This is a genomic window from Gordonia paraffinivorans NBRC 108238 (assembly GCF_000344155.1).
In the GTDB taxonomy this organism is placed as follows: Bacteria; Actinomycetota; Actinomycetes; order Mycobacteriales; family Mycobacteriaceae; genus Gordonia; species Gordonia paraffinivorans.
The window spans coordinates 1-18,057 of sequence record NZ_BAOQ01000039.1 but is presented as its reverse complement, the minus strand read 5'-3'; the positions used below and the strand labels follow the sequence as shown (position 1 = coordinate 18,057).

Here is an 18,057-nt window from a genome sequence, read left to right as displayed (position 1 = left end):
TTCCCAGGGCGTGGCGATGGACGCGGGCTGGGACGAAGCAGATCTCCCGGCACTCGTCGGGAGCCTCCGCCGGCGGCAGGCTTGCTTGCTGCGCACCGAAGCGGTGAAGGGTGGGCCGGCCGCTCATGGTCTGATCGGCCGGTACGGGGTGGTCCCGTCTCGAGGGTGCTTCGTGTGGGGATGCGCCCCAGATGGGTGCGGATCCAAAAATTCTCGTCCGGTCCGGGTGTTCGTCACCCGGCGATGGAGGGCGTCGGGGGGCGTGATTTGGCTCCGACCTGGGAGTTCCCCTACACTTGTGGGGTTGCCTGCGGCACTACTGTGTCGCAAATCGGCACGCGAACCCCCTGGGGCGGACCGTCCAGGTGTCACAGTCTGGCGGAAAACACCAGGCAGGCGTGTGTTCGGTGGGCAACAGACCGTGTGCGTCGGGTCGGAAATCCGCCGTACATAAGTTCCAGGTCAAGGAGACTAACGAGTGATTCAGCAGGAATCTCGCCTGCGAGTCGCCGACAACACCGGTGCCAAGGAGATCTTGTGCATCCGCGTGCTCGGCGGTTCCTCGCGGCGCTACGCCGGCATTGGCGACGTCATCGTCGCCACTGTCAAGGACGCGATCCCCGGCGGCAACGTCAAGAAGGGTGAGGTCGTCAAGGCAGTCGTCGTGCGCACCACCAAGGAGCGCCGTCGTCCGGACGGAAGCTACATCCGTTTCGACGAGAACGCCGCCGTCATCCTCAAGGGTGAGAGCGACCCCCGCGGTACCCGCATCTTCGGCCCGGTCGGCCGCGAGCTGCGTGAGAAGAAGTTCATGAAGATCGTGTCGCTCGCTCCGGAGGTGATCTGACATGAAGGTTCACAAGGGTGACACCGTGATCGTCATCTCGGGCAAGGACAAGGGCGCCAAGGGCAAGGTCATCCAGGCCTTCCCGAAGACCCAGAAGGTCCTCGTCGAGGGCGTCAACCGAATCAAGAAGCACACCGCCGCGTCGGCCAACGAGCGCGGTGCCTCCTCCGGCGGCATCGTGACCCAGGAAGCGCCGATCCACGTCTCGAACGTGATGGTCGTCGATTCCGACGGAAACCCGACCCGCATCGGCTACCGCGTCGACCCGGAGACCGGCAAGAAGGTCCGGATCTCGCGCAAGAGCGGGAAGGACATCTGACATGACTTCTACCGAGACCAAGGTCCAGCCGCGTCTGAAGACTCGCTACCGCGAGGAGATCAAGGACCAGCTGAACAAAGAGTTCAACTACCCGAACGTGATGCTGATCCCCGGCGTCGTGAAGGTCGTCGTGAACATGGGCGTCGGCGACGCCGCCCGTGACGCGAAGCTGATCAATGGCGCTGTCGAGGACCTGGCCAAGATCACCGGCCAGCGCCCCGAGATCCGTCGCGCTCGCAAGTCCATCGCGCAGTTCAAGCTGCGTGAGGGCATGCCGATCGGCGCTCGCGCCACCCTCCGTGGCGACCGCATGTGGGAGTTCCTGGACCGCCTCGTGTCCATCGCCCTCCCGCGTATCCGCGACTTCCGCGGCCTGAGCGACCAGCAGTTCGACGGCAACGGCAACTACACGTTCGGCCTGAACGAGCAGTCGATGTTCCACGAGATCAACATCGACAACATCGACCGCCCGCGTGGTATGGACATCACCGTCGTGACGTCGGCCCGCACGGACGAGGAAGGCCGCGCGCTGCTCCGCGCCCTCGGCTTCCCGTTCAAGGACAACAACGTTAAGGACAACTGACATGGCAAAGAAGGCTCTGGTCAACAAGGCCGCCAAGAAGCCCAAGTTCGCCGTGCGGGCCTACACCCGGTGCAACAAGTGCGGTCGTCCGCACTCGGTGTTCCGCAAGTTCGGCCTGTGCCGCATCTGCCTGCGCGAGATGGCTCACGCAGGCGAGCTGCCCGGCGTGCAGAAGTCCAGCTGGTGACATCGGCTTCACGGATTCTCTAGCTCCGAGGCGCGACCTCGAGCTGTAGATCGACAAACGGCCCCATCTCCCTCGCGGAGGTGGGGCCGTTCGGTGTCTGTCGGCCCGGTCGCCTCAGCCCAGCGACGGGAGAGCAGACGACCGGGTCACCGGCACCGTCACCGCCAACACGGCCGATGCGCCGCTGGGGTCGGATACCAGCACTGTGAAGCTGTGGGAGGTCCGGCCGTCGGGGTCGGCGGCCGACCGTTGCTCTGGCGTGGGCGTGAAGACGAAGCGTCCGCCTGTCGGATCGAGCTCCACCTGGGGGTCGGTGGTCAGGAAACCGAGTGCGCCTTCGTCGGGTCCTGCGTCGCCGATGGTGGCCGTCACCGCGCCGGTGTCCGGGTCGACGCCGAGGATCTGCGGGGCGACGTCGAAGACCTTGGCGCCGAGGGGATCTCCGGATCGGTGGGTGTGGGCGTCGACGACCCTCAGCGTCGCGGCGCCGGCGTCGTGGGTGACGACGGCGAGTCCGTCGCCCGTCGGGGAGAGGAGCGGGCCGCGCGTTGCGTGGCCGGGGAACTCACCGACCATCCTCGCGCGACCGTCGGGATCGAAGGCGACGACCGCGCTGTGCGGCTGCCGCGTCGACGGCGCGAAACGGGTCAGGGTGATGAACGTGGTGCCGTCGTCGGCGATCGTCGGATCGCCCGCGGGTTCTCCTGCGACGGCGGGCGACCGCACCACGGCGGCGTCGGGACGGACCACGGCGAACGAGGTCAGCGTGTCGCCGGTGGCCTCGTCGGTGGTCATCATCGCCAGGTGCGCGTCGCCGGATCGGCTGAACTGCAACGAGATCGGAGTGCCGTCGAGGAGCCGGCCGGTGGCGGTGCGCCCGTCCGGGCGGATCACGGTGACCGTGGTGGTGTCTCGCCCGTCGGCCGTCGTCGTGGACGAGACGACGAAGACATCCCCCATTCGGTTGGTGCGGATGTCGACGAGCCCGACGGTCGACATCACCGGGTTGATACCGCCCTCAGGGGAGGCGGCGACCACGATCGTCTCGGCGGTCATCGGGTCCGACATCGCGGCGAAGAGCGTGTCGCCGGCACCGTTCGCGGCCGCTGCCACGGTCATGGCCGCGAAGTTCGTCGTCCATCGACCGTTCGGGCCCACGGTGGTGATGTGCGCCGAGCCCGCGGATTCGGACAGCACGTGCACGCTCGTGTGGCCCGGCCGCACGAATGTCAGCCGTCCGGGGAGGTCGGCATGGGTGACGGCCTCGCCGTCGGCGTGGCGGATCGTCAGTGTGCTGTGTGGTTCGGCGGCATCGCCGGTGTACGCGGCGAAGTACGTCGCGTCGCCACGGTGGTCCCACAGGGTCCAGGCATCGGGCGCAACCAATTCGGTCAGCGGTGTCAGCCCGCCCGCGGCGACTCGATACAGGGCCGTCGAGGACGCGGTCGCGACCGCCACCTGGACATCTCCCGTAGGTGAGACGAGCAGGTGTCCGTCCTTGCCCGGGACGGATGTCGAGGTCGGCGCGCCTCCGGGGCCGAGCGTGATCAGGTGGGTGGTGCCGGTACCGGTGGGGTTCTCGTCGACGCTGAGCAGGTACCCGGTCCCGTCGGGGCCGAACCGTAGGCCTCCGTGGGGCCGGCCCGGAATGGGTGCTGTCGTGTGCGGGACACCCGATTCGTCGACCGAGGTGATGCGCATGGTGGTGCGGACGGCGTCACCGACGATCTCATCGCTGTGAGTCACCTGATGGGCGCGGCCGTCGGGACCGAGCACCACCCCGTGGATGCCCTGGGGCGGCTCGCCCGGGATGAGGATTGTCGTCGCCGACGTGGCGTCGGGTGAGATCACGGTCAGATAGGTGCGGTCACCGTCGTGGGTCGTGACGAACCAGGTCCCGGCCGGGCTCACGACGGCGTCATCGATCTGCTTGCCGGGCACCGTGATCCGTCCGGCCGAGTAGGGGCCGGCGACCGGTATCCCGACGGTGATCGCGGCGCCTGTGTGGTCGTCGGCGCGGATGGTGAACGGGTCGAACCGCGTCGATTCCGGGGCGTCGTCGGCGGCGGCCGCCACCCGCGCCCTCAGGCACGGGGCGTACGTATAGGCGCCCGAGACCGGGTCGATGGTGCAGGTACCGCCCAGAGGGGAGCGGTAGACGGTTCCGTCGACGGGATCGGGCATCTCGGGTGTCGACGGCAACGAGTGTCCGTCGACGTCGCGCAAGGTCACCGATCCGGTGATGGCTCCGACCGGCAGGGTGGTGAAGGCGGGAGCAGGGTCCGGCGGCAGAATGTCGCGAGCGCTCGTGGGACCCGGGTCGGTGGGGATGTCGGTGGGGATGTCGAGAAGGAGCCCGCGGCCGGGCGCGAAGGCCGGGGCCGAGGCGATGGTCGGTACGTCGCTGCCGAACCGGCGAATCCACCACAAGAGGGCCCATGGACCGGGGCTGACCGCGCCCGTGGTCCCGCTGCCGAGCATGTTGACGCCGAGGAACGCGAGCACGCTGATGGCGCCGGTCCGTTTCGGGTGTGGACCGAGTGCCACGACGGTGGGGGAGGAATTGTTGGCGCGCAGCGTGGGCGTGATGTGCCGCGAACTGTCAGGGATGCGGTCGGCCATGATCGCGGCGGCCTCTGGTCCGCCCGCCCGGGGCGCCTTGCCGGGTGGGTGCGTCGACGGCTCCGGCTGACCGCCGACACCCGGCGTCTCGTACCGCTCGGTGGCGGAGACGATGTCCTCGGGCGGCCGGCGGGCGGGAAGATCCTCCGTGCCGGAGGTTTGGTTCGATGGCGACTCCTCGGCGTTGAAGTCCGGCGTCGTGGCTTCGGCAGCTGCATCGGACGCGGCGGGCGGGTCCGGCGGAGTCGGCGCGACACCGTTCGCTCCGTTGCTGGTCGGGGCGGAATCGGGCGGCGAAGGCTCGTCGGCGTCGGACCCGTTGCCGTGGCGTTCGGGGCTCGGAGTGTCGCCGTCGTCGGACCCTGATTCCTCGCCGCCGGAGCCCCCGTCGCCGGAGTTCTCGTCGCCGGAGCCTTCGCCGTCCGAGCCTCCGCCGTCGGTGTCGCCGTCGCCGGTGTCCGTCGTGCTCGACTCTCCCGCGCCCGGGTTGCCGCGCGGGCTCCCGGGAGCGTCGGACGGGGCGTCACCAGGCGTGCCGGACTGGCCCGACCCGGATGAGTCCGACGTCGAATTCCCCTCGGAACCGCCCGGTTCGGCCGAAGCGGGCGTGTTGGCGCCGATGAAGACGACAAGACCCACCCCCGCCGCGGCGGCAAGCGCCCGCAAGCGGTGGGATCTCATGCGAGTCTTCGCCATTTCCTTCGCCGGCCTCCCCGGTCACCGAACGTCAGTGGTCGACGAGTCCAGCCGTAGGGGTCGTCGGAATCGACGTCGTTGATCTCCCCGACAAGTCGGTGCGTGTGCCGTCGGCTCCCACGCAAACCGTCTGCACTCATCCGGATGAGGGGCACGGTCGGGTGCATTCGCTTTCCATCGTGAACCTCCAGTGACTCGAAGGCACCGTTGTGGAACGGCCGACGGACTCGCCTGCAATTGACGGTAGCGGGTGAATGCGGTGAACGGTATCGGGTCGGCAAACCAATTTCGGTGGGGTTTCGGCACTGGTACCGCCCGGTGCGCGACGCGGTCGGTGAGCAATGGTTTCACGGGTACGATTTCCCTGGTCTGCCAGCGCTTTCAAGGCGGTTCACGCACGTGTGTTCGGCGTGTTCGGCGAGGAGTGGGGTGCCGACGAAATTCGGGTTCCGGGCGTCGCGACGCGATAATCGTCTGACCGGACTACATGACATTTGTCCGAATTGTACTTATTTGAATTGTGGGGTGCATTGGGCCCGCGCCCGCTCGCGCTCGCGGCCGTCGCGCATGGGAGTCCGGATTCGTGGCAGCCGAGGGGCCGGACGTCGGTGCGTGCGACGTATCGGGCAGGGTGTGTGAGCGCACGATCGACAAAGGAAGAGGTAGGAACAGCCGATGGCAAAGGTGATCGCGACGATCAGTCTGAAGGGTGGTGTCGGCAAGACGACCGTGACCGCCGGTCCGGCGGAGTTCATGTCCGCCGAGTTCGGGCAGCGGGTGCTGCTCATCGACCTCGACTCGCAGATCAACCTGACCACCATGATGATCAGCGAGGAGCGCTGGTTCGAACTGAACACCAACGGGCGGACCCTCGCCACGCTGTTCTCCGACGCCGTCAACGGGACGTCGTACTTCCGGCTGAACGAGGCCATCGAACGCGGGGTGTCGCCGGTCAAGAAGGTCACCACCGTAGACCTCCTCGCGTCTTCTCTCGACCTCATCGAGGTTCAGGAAGAGCTCAGCGCACTCCGGGTGGTGGGTCGGGCGCCGGGCAACGGCACGCGATTCCTGCGCGAGGCCATCGCCCCGGTGGTCGACTTCTACGACTACGTGCTGATCGACTGCCCGCCCAACATCGGCCCCGTCACACTCAACGGTCTCGCCGCCGCCGACGCCTACATCATCCCGACGATTCCGGATGTGCTGTCCACGTACGGAATCCCGCAGATCCAGAGTCGGGTCCGCAAGATCGGCGAGGAGATCGGCCGCAGCATCGTCGAGCTCGGCGTGGTGATCACCAAGTACAAGGCCAACTCGGCAGTGCACCGGTCCACCACCAAGCGCCTGCGCCGCGACCCCACGATCCAGCATGTGCTGCCCAGTTACATCAACGAGGCCAACTCCGTTGCCGCGGCCGCGGAGTTCACGCCCTACGGGACCCTGAAGGTGAAGTACGGCAACCAGGGCCAGTTCGACCAGTTCCGCGCCCTGACCATGGATGTGATGACCGAAGCACAGGAGAAGATCCGATGAGTTCCGACGAGGCGCGCCGGCGTGTGGAGTACCAGGCCGTCGGCGGCGCCCTGGCCCGGCTCGACGCGAAGAACCCGCAGGCTGCTCAACTGATCGCCGGTCTGGCGAACGTGATCATCGAGGAGGCCGAGCGGTCGTCGCGATTCGCCGGCGCGCTCACCGGCGTTCTCGACACCCTGCGGCCCGTTGGTCTCGAGGCCGACTCCGCCGCAGACGCGGTGCCGACTGCGGCACCCCGCAAGCGGGCGTCGACGCCGAAGAAGCGTGCAGCCCGTCAGCCGGGAGCCTTCGACCCGTTCGTCGTGTATCGGGAGGACGGCGAGCAGGGACTGGCTGCGAGGCTCGGGCAGCTGAGCGTCGACCAGTTGCGCGACATCATCGCCGAGCAGGAGCTCGACACCCGCAAGGAAACCGGGCGCAAGCGCAAGCCCGAGGTGCTCGTCACCTGGATCCTCGACCGCGTCAAGGCGTCGGAGAACAAGGGGAGTGTGTTTCGGTAGACGGCGTTCGGGCACGGCGAGCCCGGAGTCTGTCTTCTGTCTGGCAGAGTGGGAACCGGATCGCGCGTGGGCGATCGGCGACGATCGTCCGCGTTCTGTGCCGCCCCGGGGTGTTCCCGGGCTCCATTGCGGAGTATTGGTGGCCGAGCATTGAAGCGGCACCGCGATCACCCATCCGTTCGGGGGAACTTAGTATTAGTGGCAGAGCAGCGATTGCCAGCCGACTCGGTCTAGCGTACGTTGATTTCAGCGCGTGGCTCTGACAAAACCCGATGACCTCGCTAGGCCACGTGGCGCAGGAGGGTGTACATGGTGGAGTTCGAGTCCTTTGACGAGTTCTTCGAGGCCGCGACCGGGGTTCGCCCGTATCCGTATCAACGCCGCGTCGCGCTGTCGGGGGAGAAACTCCCCGATGTGATCGACGTTCCGCCGGGTCTCGGGAAGACCGCGGCGATCGTGCTCGGCTGGCTCTGGCGTCGACTGACGGCGGACGGGCAGGAGGTGCCGCGCCGCCTGGTGCTGGCGTTACCGATGAGGACGCTGACCCACCAGGCGATGTCGGTGATTCCGCAGTGGTTCTCGGCGCTGGAGCTTCTCGATCGGGTGGACGTCACGCAGTTGGTGGGCGGCGTCGGCGCCGACGGCGGTCGCTGGCGGAGGAAACCGGACGACATGCAGATCATCGTCGGAACGGTCGACATGATCGTCAGCCGGATGCTGATGCGGGGATACGGATCGACGCGTGGCACCTATCCGATCGATGCCGGCCTGCTGTGGAACGACACCCACCTCGTCGTCGACGAGACCCAGCTCGCTCCTGCGTCCACCGTGACCGCCCGGCAGATCGCCGCCTTTCAGCGCGAGTCCGGGGCACTCGTCACCGGGTTGACATGCATGAGCGCGACCATCGACGAGCGTCTGCTCCACACCGTCGACAACCCGTTCGGCGCCGACGCCACGGTCGTTCGGCTGGACGAGGAGGACCTCACTCCGGAACTGCGCCGGCGCCTCGAGGCCCCACGGATCGTCCGGGAACTTCCGATCGCGCAGGCGAATCCGAAGCCGATCGCCGACGCCGTGGTGGCGCGCCATCGTCCGGGACTCACGTTGGTGATCGTCAACACCGTCGCGACCGCGGTCGACGTGTACAAGCGACTCACCGGGAAGAAACGGCCTCTCGGTGATACGCCGGTGATCCTGCTGCACTCGCGTTTCCGTCCTGCCGATCGCCGTACGAAGTTCGACGAACTGCAGGACGCGGAGGACATCGTCGTGATCAGCACGCAGGTCGTGGAGGCCGGCGTCGATTTGGATGCGCGGACTCTGATCACCGAGGCCGCGCCCTGGCCGTCCCTCGTCCAGCGCTCGGGTCGGTGCAATCGCGCCGGCGTCACCGACGATGCCGAACTCTGGTGGTTCGCCGCCGGAAAGAAGGGACCCTACGAACCCGACGATACCGCGGCAACCGCTGCCGCCCTGCGTCAACTCGAGGGCGAATCGGTCAGCAATCAGCGACTGCTCGGGTTGGCGGACGAGGTCAAGACCACCTCTCCGGCGATACAGACCTTGCGTCGCAGTGACTTTCACGCCCTGTTCGACACCACTCCCGATCTGTCGGGCAACGACCCGGACATCTCGCCGTACATCCGCGACACCGACGAACTCGACGTCCAGCTCGCGTGGGTGGACCTCGGCGAGTCCGGTCGGCCGGGTCCGGACCTGCAGCTCCCGGGGCACGATGCGCGGTGTCGCGCGCAGATCAGTGACGTGAAGGGGCTCCTCGCGGCCGGAAAGACCCTGTGGTTCTACGACATTGCGCAGCCCCGGTGGAGCGAGGCGCGGTGGACGGAACTGAAAGCGAGCATGCCGATCCGTCCAGGACAGGTCTTCGTCCTTTCGACGAGAGCTGGTGGATACTCCGTCGAAGTCGGTCTGGATCCGAAGTCGGGGGTGCCGGTGCCGCCAATCGACGACGCAACGGCAATCGGCCCACAGGGTGGCGACGAGCCGGGCAGCGACGGTGACACCTCGGACACCGGGGCACTCGGATCCGGGGGATGGCTGGAACTCGACCAGCACCTCGAGGAGACCGGGGACGAGGCCGCCAGGATGGTCGCCGGCCTGCCGCTCGGCGAATCGACCGCCTCGGACATCGTGCTTGCAGCACGCCTGCACGACCTCGGCAAGGCGCACCCGATGTGGCAGCAAGCCCTTCAGCGCACGGCGGAGGTTCCTGCGCCGGACAAGGTGTGGGCGAAGTCGCCCGGACGCGGCCGACTTGTGTACGACGGTGTGAAGTCGTTTCGGCACGAGCTCGCGAGTGTGGCGTTGCTGGACTCGGGCTACCCGGAACTGCTCGACGCGGCCGGCGACCGCGACCTGGTGCGCTATCTGATCGCGGCACATCACGGAAAGATCCGCGTGCAGATCCGCGACGACGCGTCGGACGAGTCGCAGATCCTGGGACTCACGGCCGGTGAGGTGGCGATCCCGTCGGTCTCAGGAGTCGAAAGCCGAACGGTGTCGATCGATGTGGAGCCCTACGGTGCGGTTTCCGACTCGGTCGAGGTGTGGGCCGACATGGTGGACCGCCTCCTTGCCAGATATGGGCCGTTCCGGCTGGCGTACTTCGAGGCATTGGTGCGCGTCGCGGACTGGAACGCGAGCGCAGCGTACGAGGGGAGGGAGGAGCGATGACCGAACAGCGTTTCGTCGCGGCGCGTGGCCGCAGTCTTCAGCGGTCACTCGCCGCACTGGGGCTCGTTCGCGTGCTCGCCGAGCAGCGTGATCCGGGACTTCGGTGCCGGGTGGTGGGGGACGACCTCGTCATCGACACCGACGTCGAGAACATCGCGGACTGGCTGGTCGAGGAGTACCGGCCTAGGCCGGTGTTGAGCCCGTGGAACGGTGGATCCGGGTTCACCGAGAAGGACACCAATCAGCGGGCGAAACTCGAGACACTGCTGTCCTATCCGGACCAGGACCGGGTGAGCGCGCTGAGGCGCGCCGTCGCAGTGGTCGACGAGACGGTCCGCCGGGGAAGGTCCGAGGGCTGGGACAAAGCTGCCTTGATTCGCGAGGTCGCCAATGTGTGCCCCGACGAGATGCTCCCGTGGCTGCGCTCGGCCGTGGTCGTACTCGGAAGCGGTGAACTCGCCTTCCCGTCGCTCCTCGGCACCGGAGGCAACGACGGGCGGCTCGAGTTCTCCAGCAACTACCACCAGCGGCTGCTCGACGTGTTCCCGGCCGATCCCAAGACCGAGCGCGCCAGCCGGGCCTGGGCGCGCGACGCTCTGGCCGGTACGTCGCACGAGAAGCTGGTGAACGCATCAGTGGGGCAATTCGATCCGGGTAGTGCGGGCACCCCGAACACCTCGGCCTTCGGCGCAGCGCAATCGGTGGTGAACCCGTGGCTGTTCGTTCTCATGGTCGAGGGCGCCACGCTGTTCGAGGCCGCGCCCGCGCGCCGGATCTCGGCGCAGTCCAGTGTGGACAAGGGCGCGGCGATGACGTTCATGACCCGGGGTTCGAGCGTGGGTTTCTCGTCGGGCAGCGCCGACGAGGACTCCCGGGGTGAGGTGTGGATTCCGTGGTGGGAGCACTGGCTGAAGTGGCCGGCGGTCACACGCATCTTCGCCGAGGGAAAGGCGACGTGGCGAGGGAAAACCGCGACCCGGTCGGGGGACATGTATCTCGCGGTGGGCACGCGCGGTGTGTCCGCGGCGGTGTCGGAGTTCGACCGCTACAGCATCGTCAAACGAAATGGGTTGGCATTCTCCGCGGTTCGGGCGGACACGGTCCGTGTCACCGACGACCATCTGCTGCGGATCGTGGCTTTGGTGGAGGACTGGCCGCAGCGGCTGCCCGGTCAGGGCGGACTTCCCGGAACCGTGTCGGAACACCGGCGCCGGTTCGACGATGCGCGTGTCGACCTCGCACGGACCCGATCCGCGCGTGAACAGATCGGGAACCTGCGCTCCATGTTGCAGGCGTTGACACGGCTCGAACTCGCGGTGGGACGCAGCGGCGCACTGAGAGAATCGGTGCCGCCCCGGGTTGTGACGTCTGGCTCAGGGTGGACGCTCATCGACGTCCTCCGAGATGCCCGACTGCTGGACACCCTGGCCGATACCCCCGAGTTCCGGGTGGCCCTCGGACTGGCGTCGGTGCGTCTGCGGTGGCGGGAAGGGCACTGGATCAGCATCCGGGACCTGCTGTTTCCGATTTCCGGTGCCGGCCAAACGCTGCGACGGTGGACGGATACGAGCGTGGTGGGCGGCTACGGGATCCGCTCGTTGCCGGACGTGATGACAGACGTCCTGGCGCGGGTGGCGATCGAGAGTGCCGCGGCGCAGGACCGTCCCGGTGGCGCAGGCCGTTGTGTCGCCGGAGTCGCGATGCCGACGAGTGTGGCGGTGCCACTTCGGGATCTCCATCGCTATGCGGCCGGTGAGCTGGAGGACGCGGTCGTTGCGGCATGGTTCGACGCACTGGTGGCGTTCGACTGGAGCGGTGAACAGACTCACCTCCGGTCCATGACGGCTAACCCTCTCGTTCCGGATACCGCTCTGGCGCTACTGGGACTGTTGCGGAACGGCCTTGCGGCGAACACCGGTAACGACGAACCGGCACAGGGCCTGACGGTCGAAATCCTGGGGGCACTGACGGCCCGCGACGTCCACCGAGCAGTGACGCTGGCGCAGAGAAGGATCGGTCAGACCGGCCGTGTCCCGGTGAGCTGTGTGGTCCCCTCCGACCCCCGGTATCTCTCGACCTGTCTTCTCCCACGGGCGTCGCACCAGGACTTGTCGGCGTGTTTCGTCTTCGCCCCGAACAACGTCGACACCAGGGCAGAGGCCGGGATCAACGACCACACCCCAGAAACGGACGACCCAGAAATCGACGACACAGAAATCGACGACACAGAAAAGGAGGCCTCTTGATGGCCGGTAAGCGCGACATTCGCAAGTATCTTCTCGAGCCGATCGCGGGGAGCAGATTCCAGCCGACCGGGTTCCCCGATCTGGGTGCCGCCACGTTCGACGGTCCGGATGGGGATACGCGCCTTCTCGTGGAATCGGTCCAGTCGCTGGCCAACCACCTCGAGGCGACCACCTGGGACGAAGCGGCCCAGCAGCCGGCCGAGCCTGTGGCCCAGATTCCGTACGTCCGAGTGGTCGACGCCGACGGCGGATTCCTCACCAGCAGCCGGCTGGAAGCACACCGTCTGGCGTCGGCATATGTTCTCGATTCGTCCTTCGGCGGTGGTGACTTCCGTAAGGCGTTGTCCGAGCGGCTCGGTCTGGAGAAGAACAAGCCACTCGATCTGGGCAAGGTCTACCAGGAGGTCTATGCGCTGGACCCCCTGAGTCTTCTGCATGGGGTGTTCTTCGCGCAGAGCAGCTGGCCGTGGCAGCCTAAGATCAGCCGTGCGGTCTCGGCGTTCATCGAGGCCGAAGGGGCGCGTCCGGTGGTCAGCGGGGGTGTGAAGAAGGACAGCGTCAACAACAACCTCGACCCGGCGGCGGGGCGCACCTCGGACAAGGGGTACGGCATGGTGCCGCACCACCGCACGGAGTTCACCGCCGACAAGATCACGCTGTTCGTGGTGATCGACGAACAGCAGATCCGCTCGTACGGGCTTGGCGACGCGGCGTCGGAACTCCTTCTGGCGCTGGCCGACTGGGAGGTTGCCTCGCTACTAGACGGTGGCCTGCGTCTGCGCACCGCATGCGATTTCGCGGTGACGGGCGTGGACGGGGCCGGCGAGCTTCCCGACCTCGGGGCGTCCGAGGAGCGGCTGGCGAAGGCGATCGCCGCTGCCGATCTCGGTGAGGTGACCGAGCTGACCTGGAACGGAACCAAGGCGAAGGCCGGCTAGCGCATGGGGACAACGGTTGAGGTGAATTTCCCGCTCGGCCGCTATCACGCCACTCCCTGGGACGCGGGAGCCAATTCGGGGTATGTGGAATGGCCGCCGTCGCCGTGGCGGGTGATGAGGGCGCTGGTGGCTGTTGCGCACGCCGGTGTCGCCGACGTCGACGCCGCCGTCGCATTGGTGGGCAGACTGGGCAATCCGTCGGCGTTCGAGTCGGCGCCCATCACGACAGGGACCACACGGCATTACATGCCGGATGTCAAGCATCGCACCGATGACCGCGGCGGTACCGATCTGGTTCTGGACGCGTTCGTGTCCATCGCCCACCGTGATTCACTGCCCGACCTGCGAATCCACTGGGACGCTGAGCTGGCGACGGAGGAGCACAAGCTCTTGACCGTGCTCGTCGAGAATCTTCCCTACCTGGGTCGCAGTGAATCTGTCTGCGAGGCAAAGGTTTCAGAACATCTCGCGGAGCCGGACGCGAGCTGGTGGCGGGTGGGCACCGTCGGTGACGACATCGAAACCGTCGAACTCCTGGCCGCAGACGGGGTTCCGAGCAGAGAGGAACTCGAGGCGACGCCGACGATGGTTCGCGGCAAGCTGCGGTCCGTCTATCCCCCGGGTACCCGACTGCTCGGATACGGTCGGCGCCGTGACGTGGGGCGGACGTCGTCTGCGACACGTGCGCGCTGGTCGCGGCGGCGTGGCGACGTCACGGCGATACGACTCGAACTCCACGGGAACGTCGCGATTCGGATGCGGGACTTCCTGAAGCCGACGGACCGCCTTCATGCCGCGATTCGCAGTGCGTTGGACGACGTCGAAGACACGGCCGAGGTGGCGGCGATCATCGGGAAGGACGGCGGGGGACCGCGGCGGAACGGGCACGATCACCTGCATGTCATCCCGATCCCGAGGCGCGTCACAGCGGAACGGTTCAAGGGAAGTGACGAGATCGGCTCGGTTGTCCTCTGGACCCCACGAGGCATGTCCCCCGAAGCAGTGGATCGGATCTGCAGAATCGGGCGTCTGTGGACCTCGGATATGGTCACCGAGAACTCGTTTCCGACGCAGCGGCTGTTGGTCGCAGGACTGGGTGCGGTGACCGAGATCGCCGATGAGATCACGGCGGGCGGTGACGGAGCGACCATGTGGCGCTCGGCGACGCCATATCTTCCGGTGCGGCACCAGAAGCGGAAGACGATCGAGGAGTTCCTCCAGCTCGATCTCGACAAGGAGCTCGGGTACCGCGACGCCACGGCGGGCGTCGAGGTCGTGCAGGTCGACGTCGAGGACGACCGTGCCACGGCGTCGGATCTCGTGAGGTTCCGCCGTCGTCGACTCCGGGAGCGACGTGAGCAGAGTCGCCGGGGATTCTCGGTTCGGGTCACGCTGTCGAAACCTGTTGCGGGACCGCTGCTACTCGGCCAGCTCAGCCACTTCGGCGCCGGACTGTTTGTTCCCCTGCGCCAGTGACCATCTGAACGGTTGACGAGCTGAAATGGCGATGTCAGAGGTCTGTGCGATGGTGTGCCTTAAGCGTCCAACGACGGTCGCGGGTTCCCTGCCACTTCCCACTTGGAGCCATCATGACCTCTGACCTGCCTGAGCTGTTGTCTGCCCGAATGCTCAACGAGTTCGTCTACTGTCCGCGCCTGTTCTACTTCGAGTGGGTCGATCGCCGATGGGCGGACAGCCACGACACGGAGCAAGGGCAGCTCACCCACCGCGGGGTCAACAAGCGCTCGGGGTCACTCCCGGAGCCTGAGTCGGGTGACTCGGTGAAGAGAGTGACAGCGCTATACATCGAATCGCGCGAATTGGGCCTCGTCGCCGTCCTGGACCGTGTCGAGGACGGCGGCGACGGCACCACGGTCCCGGTCGACACGAAAAAGGGGCGTCCACCTGCGAGTGGTCAGCCGTGGCCGGCCGACGCCGTGCAACTCTACGCACAGGCTGCGTTGCTGCGCGACGCCGGCTACTCGGTCGATCGAGGAGTGCTGTACTACGCAGAAGCGAACGAGCGCGTGACCATCGCGATCGGGGACGCCGAGGTGACCGCCGCGTTGGAGATCGCCAAACAAGCGCGGGAGGTGGCCGCACGTGATGAAGCGCCGCTGCCGCTCGTCGGTAGCCGGCGATGCCCGCGCTGCTCGCTGCTGGGATTGTGTCTGCCCGACGAGACGAACGCGCTGCTGCGGCGAGGGACGGAGTCGCCGCGGCGGATCGTCCCTCGCGACCCGGACTGTCGCCCAGTGTATGTCACCGCGCCAGGGGCGACCGTCGGTCTGAAGGGTGGGCGAATCCGGGTGTTGCACGAGGACTCCGAGCCAATCGAGGTCCGACTGATCGATGTGAGTCAGCTGTGCGTGTTCGGGAATGTGCAGGTGAGTACGCAGGCTCTGGCGGAGTTGTGGGCACGCGGGATCCCGGTGCTGTGGTTCAGCTACAACGGTTGGCTGCGTGGTTGGGCGCAGGGCGAGATGTCCAAGTACGTCCAGTTGCGCGTTGCGCAGGCCAGATTGAGTGATCAGGTTGCGTTGGCCGTGTCGCGTGCGATCGTCTCCGGGAAGATCAAGAACTCCAGGACGTTCCTGCGCCGGAACTCGCGGGGTACGGCAGACCACCTCGTGACTCAGCTGGCAGGCATGGCCGAAGCCGCACTCGACGCCGCGTCGGCCGCAGAACTGCTGGGTGTGGAGGGTGCTGCTGCGCGCGTCTATTTCGAGAATTTCACCAGTACGCTGCGGGAATCCAACGCCGAGCTGGCTGCTGAGTTCGACGCGAACGGGCGCAAGCGTCGCCCGGCGCCGGATCCGATCAACGCGCTGCTCGGTTATGTGTACTCGTTGCTCGTCAAGGACATCGTGGCGGTATGTATCGGTGTCGGACTCGATCCTTACCTCGGGGTCTTCCACCGTCCCCGATATGGCCGGCCTGCGCTTGCACTCGACCTGATGGAGGAGTTTCGGCCGTTGTTGGCCGACTCGACGGTGGTTGGCATGCTCAACAACGGTGAGGTGACGGCGGGAGATTTTGAACGGCGCAGCGGCGGGTGCTGGTTGACTGCACAAGGGCGACGCAAGGTCATCCGTGCATACGAGCGGAGGCTCGACGTCCAGGTCACGCACCCCGTGTTCAAGTACAAGATTTCGTACCGCCGAGTGCTCGACGTGCAGGCCCGGATGCTCGCCGGGGTGATCATCGGTGAGCTGCCGACCTATACACCCATGATGACGAGGTGATTCGCGGTGGCGAGGCGGCGGTATCTCATCGCATACGACATTGCGGACCCGGCCCGCCTTAGACGGGTGTGCAGGGTTATGGAAGCGTACGGTCAGCGACTGCAGTACTCCGTGTTCCTGTGCGATCTGTCGAAGCTAGAGTTGGTGCGCTGGAGGGCGGATGTTCATGAGGTCATCGATTACGGTGAGGATTCTGTCGTGATGATCGACCTCGGGCCAGAAGGGGCGGCCGCATCCGTAACACAGCTGGGACGTCCCCGTGACCTGCCGAAATCCGGGCCGGCCATCATATGAGCGGCTTGCGAGTGGTGACTTGACGGCAGCAACCCAGGGGACTGCTCGCATGCTGGTCGGTGCGTTCTTTGAGAACTTCAGATGTGAAGATCTGTGCCAAGAGGGATGTGTTGCTCGGCACCTCTCGCAACCGCCTGAATTCTGGCAGGTCAAAGCCTGTAATCTGTGCGAGCGGTGCTCCCGGTCTTCGCGACCGGGTTCCATTGAGGCCTGGATTCCCGCTCTCTTCGCTTCTCTTCCTGCCTTTGGTGCTCCCGGTCTTCGCGACCGGGTTCCATTGAGGCATCCGTACACCCTTGGCGTGTGGCTTGGAGACGGTACCAGGTGCTCCCGGTCTTCGCGACCGGGTTCCATTGAGGCATACGGGACCGCCGACACTAATGCAAGTCTTTTTTTTCGTGCTCCCGGTCTTCGCGACCGGGTTCCATTGAGGCGGGCTGAATACCCACGGCAGATACATCTTGTGTAGCGCGTGCTCCCGGTCTTCGCGACCGGGTTCCATTGAGGCCGCGCCGGGTCGGTGAGGATCGCCCGCACCCGCTCCCACGTGTGCTCCCGGTCTTCGCGACCGGGTTCCATTGAGGCTGCTGGGCGCGTTTACGGGACCGACGATCAGTGCCAGGTGCTCCCGGTCTTCGCGACCGGGTTCCATTGAGGCTATTCGGCGTCGATCTCGTTGATGACCGGACCGGCAGGTGCTCCCGGTCTTCGCGACCGGGTTCCATTGAGGCGCGAATGCGCTCGATCGCGCTCAGAGCCATCTGCCGGAGTGCTCCCGGTCTTCGCGACCGGGTTCCATTGAGGCATACGGGACCGCCGACACTAATGCAAGTCTTTTTTTTCGTGCTCCCGGTCTTCGCGACCGGGTTCCATTGAGGCCTCATCGCTTTCTCTTCGGCATCTTGTCGCATGGTACTGTGCTCCCGGTCTTCGCGACCGGGTTCCATTGAGGCACCACCCTTCGGGTTTGAATGTGGTGGTTTGTTTGCCGTGTGCTCCCGGTCTTCGCGACCGGGTTCCATTGAGGCGCCTACGTGGCGCAGTCGCTCGACGGTGGCGTCTACTGGTGCTCCCGGTCTTCGCGACCGGGTTCCATTGAGGCAGATCGAACGTCCACTGAGAACCATCCGACCTGTACTTGTGCTCCCGGTCTTCGCGACCGGGTTCCATTGAGGCCCCAACGACCCACTCGACCCCGACGAGTGGGAGGGCTGGTGCTCCCGGTCTTCGCGACCGGGTTCCATTGAGGCCTGCATGTTGTGCAGCTCGACCACACGCTGTACAGCTGTGCTCCCGGTCTTCGCGACCGGGTTCCATTGAGGCACCGCAGGCAACGACTGGTTAGCCTCG

Annotated in this window: 13 protein-coding genes and 1 CRISPR repeat array; of the genes, 12 read left to right on the top strand and 1 reads right to left on the bottom strand. The window is 66.4% G+C overall.

Going from position 1 to position 18,057, the window contains the following annotated elements; genetic code table 11:
• Positions 1–478 precede the first annotated feature (478 nt).
• Genes rplN through GP2_RS17670 form a run of 4 tightly spaced genes read left to right on the top strand, consistent with a single transcriptional unit; the run spans position 479 to position 1,936 of the window.
• The gene (rplN, locus tag GP2_RS17685) at positions 479–847 is read left to right on the top strand and encodes a 50S ribosomal protein L14 (protein ID WP_006901933.1); all 369 of its coding nucleotides are present in this window, start codon (positions 479–481) and stop codon (positions 845–847) included.
• Between the two features lies 1 nt (position 848).
• The gene (gene rplX / locus GP2_RS17680) at positions 849–1,166 is read left to right on the top strand and encodes a 50S ribosomal protein L24 (protein WP_006901932.1); all 318 of its coding nucleotides are present in this window, start codon (positions 849–851) and stop codon (positions 1,164–1,166) included.
• A 1-nt stretch (position 1,167) separates the two neighbouring features.
• Positions 1,168–1,749: a 50S ribosomal protein L5 gene (gene rplE / locus GP2_RS17675; RefSeq protein WP_006901931.1), complete on the top strand. Its 582-nt coding sequence runs from the start codon at positions 1,168–1,170 to the stop codon at positions 1,747–1,749.
• A 1-nt stretch (position 1,750) separates the two neighbouring features.
• Complete coding sequence (locus GP2_RS17670; protein ID WP_006901929.1) at positions 1,751–1,936, top strand: type Z 30S ribosomal protein S14; 186 nt, start codon at positions 1,751–1,753, stop codon at positions 1,934–1,936.
• Between the two features lie 114 nt (positions 1,937–2,050).
• Here GP2_RS17670 and GP2_RS17665 read toward each other — a convergent pair whose 3' ends face one another.
• Positions 2,051–5,239, bottom strand: coding sequence for an RHS repeat domain-containing protein (locus tag GP2_RS17665; RefSeq protein ID WP_157211728.1), 3,189 nt, complete (start codon positions 5,237–5,239; stop codon positions 2,051–2,053).
• Positions 5,240–5,929: 690 nt separating this feature from the next.
• On the opposite strand from GP2_RS17665, the gene GP2_RS17660 reads away from it, so the two are divergent.
• From GP2_RS17660 to cas2, 8 genes are all read left to right on the top strand, one after another.
• Positions 5,930–6,787, top strand: coding sequence for a ParA family protein (locus GP2_RS17660; protein WP_006901926.1), 858 nt, complete (start codon positions 5,930–5,932; stop codon positions 6,785–6,787).
• On the top strand, positions 6,784–7,287 hold the full coding sequence (locus GP2_RS17655) for a hypothetical protein (RefSeq protein WP_006901924.1): 504 nt from the start codon (positions 6,784–6,786) through the stop codon (positions 7,285–7,287). Before GP2_RS17660 ends, GP2_RS17655 begins: the two co-directional genes overlap by 4 nt.
• A 309-nt stretch (positions 7,288–7,596) precedes the next feature.
• Complete coding sequence (locus tag GP2_RS17650) at positions 7,597–9,984, top strand: CRISPR-associated helicase/endonuclease Cas3 (protein WP_006901923.1); 2,388 nt, start codon at positions 7,597–7,599, stop codon at positions 9,982–9,984.
• Positions 9,981–12,230 carry a type I-G CRISPR-associated protein Cas8g1/Csx17 gene (gene cas8g1, locus GP2_RS17645; protein ID WP_006901922.1) on the top strand — a complete coding sequence of 750 codons (2,250 nt, stop codon included), beginning with the start codon at positions 9,981–9,983 and terminating at the stop codon, positions 12,228–12,230. Before GP2_RS17650 ends, cas8g1 begins: the two co-directional genes overlap by 4 nt.
• Positions 12,230–13,168 carry a type I-G CRISPR-associated RAMP protein Csb1/Cas7g gene (gene cas7g, locus GP2_RS17640; RefSeq protein ID WP_006901921.1) on the top strand — a complete coding sequence of 313 codons (939 nt, stop codon included), beginning with the start codon at positions 12,230–12,232 and terminating at the stop codon, positions 13,166–13,168. Before cas8g1 ends, cas7g begins: the two co-directional genes overlap by 1 nt.
• 3 nt (positions 13,169–13,171) lie before the next feature.
• The gene (gene csb2 / locus GP2_RS17635; RefSeq protein ID WP_006901920.1) at positions 13,172–14,644 is read left to right on the top strand and encodes a type I-G CRISPR-associated protein Csb2; all 1,473 of its coding nucleotides are present in this window, start codon (positions 13,172–13,174) and stop codon (positions 14,642–14,644) included.
• Positions 14,645–14,757: 113 nt separating this feature from the next.
• On the top strand, positions 14,758–16,413 hold the full coding sequence (locus GP2_RS17630; RefSeq protein WP_006901919.1) for a CRISPR-associated endonuclease Cas4/Cas1: 1,656 nt from the start codon (positions 14,758–14,760) through the stop codon (positions 16,411–16,413).
• Positions 16,414–16,419: 6 nt separating this feature from the next.
• Positions 16,420–16,707, top strand: a complete 288-nt coding sequence (gene cas2 / locus GP2_RS17625; RefSeq protein ID WP_006901918.1) for a CRISPR-associated endonuclease Cas2 — start codon at positions 16,420–16,422, stop codon at positions 16,705–16,707.
• 174 nt (positions 16,708–16,881) lie between these two features.
• Positions 16,882–18,030: a CRISPR direct-repeat array (repeat unit 36 nt; unit sequence GTGCTCCCGGTCTTCGCGACCGGGTTCCATTGAGGC).
• Positions 18,031–18,057 lie beyond the last annotated feature (27 nt).

Bases quoted from the DNA above. Each gene is read 5' to 3' on its own strand.
- rplX (WP_006901932.1), top strand. From the start codon at position 849: ATGAAGGTTCACAAGGGTGACACCGTGATCGTCATCTCGGGCAAGGAC.
- rplE (WP_006901931.1), top strand. From the start codon at position 1,168: ATGACTTCTACCGAGACCAAGGTCCAGCCGCGTCTGAAGACTCGCTAC.
- GP2_RS17670 (WP_006901929.1), top strand. From the start codon at position 1,751: ATGGCAAAGAAGGCTCTGGTCAACAAGGCCGCCAAGAAGCCCAAGTTC.
- GP2_RS17665 (WP_157211728.1), bottom strand. From the start codon at position 5,239: ATGAGATCCCACCGCTTGCGGGCGCTTGCCGCCGCGGCGGGGGTGGGT.
- GP2_RS17660 (WP_006901926.1), top strand. From the start codon at position 5,930: ATGGCAAAGGTGATCGCGACGATCAGTCTGAAGGGTGGTGTCGGCAAG.
- GP2_RS17655 (WP_006901924.1), top strand. From the start codon at position 6,784: ATGAGTTCCGACGAGGCGCGCCGGCGTGTGGAGTACCAGGCCGTCGGC.
- GP2_RS17650 (WP_006901923.1), top strand. From the start codon at position 7,597: ATGGTGGAGTTCGAGTCCTTTGACGAGTTCTTCGAGGCCGCGACCGGG.
- cas8g1 (WP_006901922.1), top strand. From the start codon at position 9,981: ATGACCGAACAGCGTTTCGTCGCGGCGCGTGGCCGCAGTCTTCAGCGG.
- cas7g (WP_006901921.1), top strand. From the start codon at position 12,230: ATGGCCGGTAAGCGCGACATTCGCAAGTATCTTCTCGAGCCGATCGCG.
- csb2 (WP_006901920.1), top strand. From the start codon at position 13,172: ATGGGGACAACGGTTGAGGTGAATTTCCCGCTCGGCCGCTATCACGCC.
- GP2_RS17630 (WP_006901919.1), top strand. From the start codon at position 14,758: ATGACCTCTGACCTGCCTGAGCTGTTGTCTGCCCGAATGCTCAACGAG.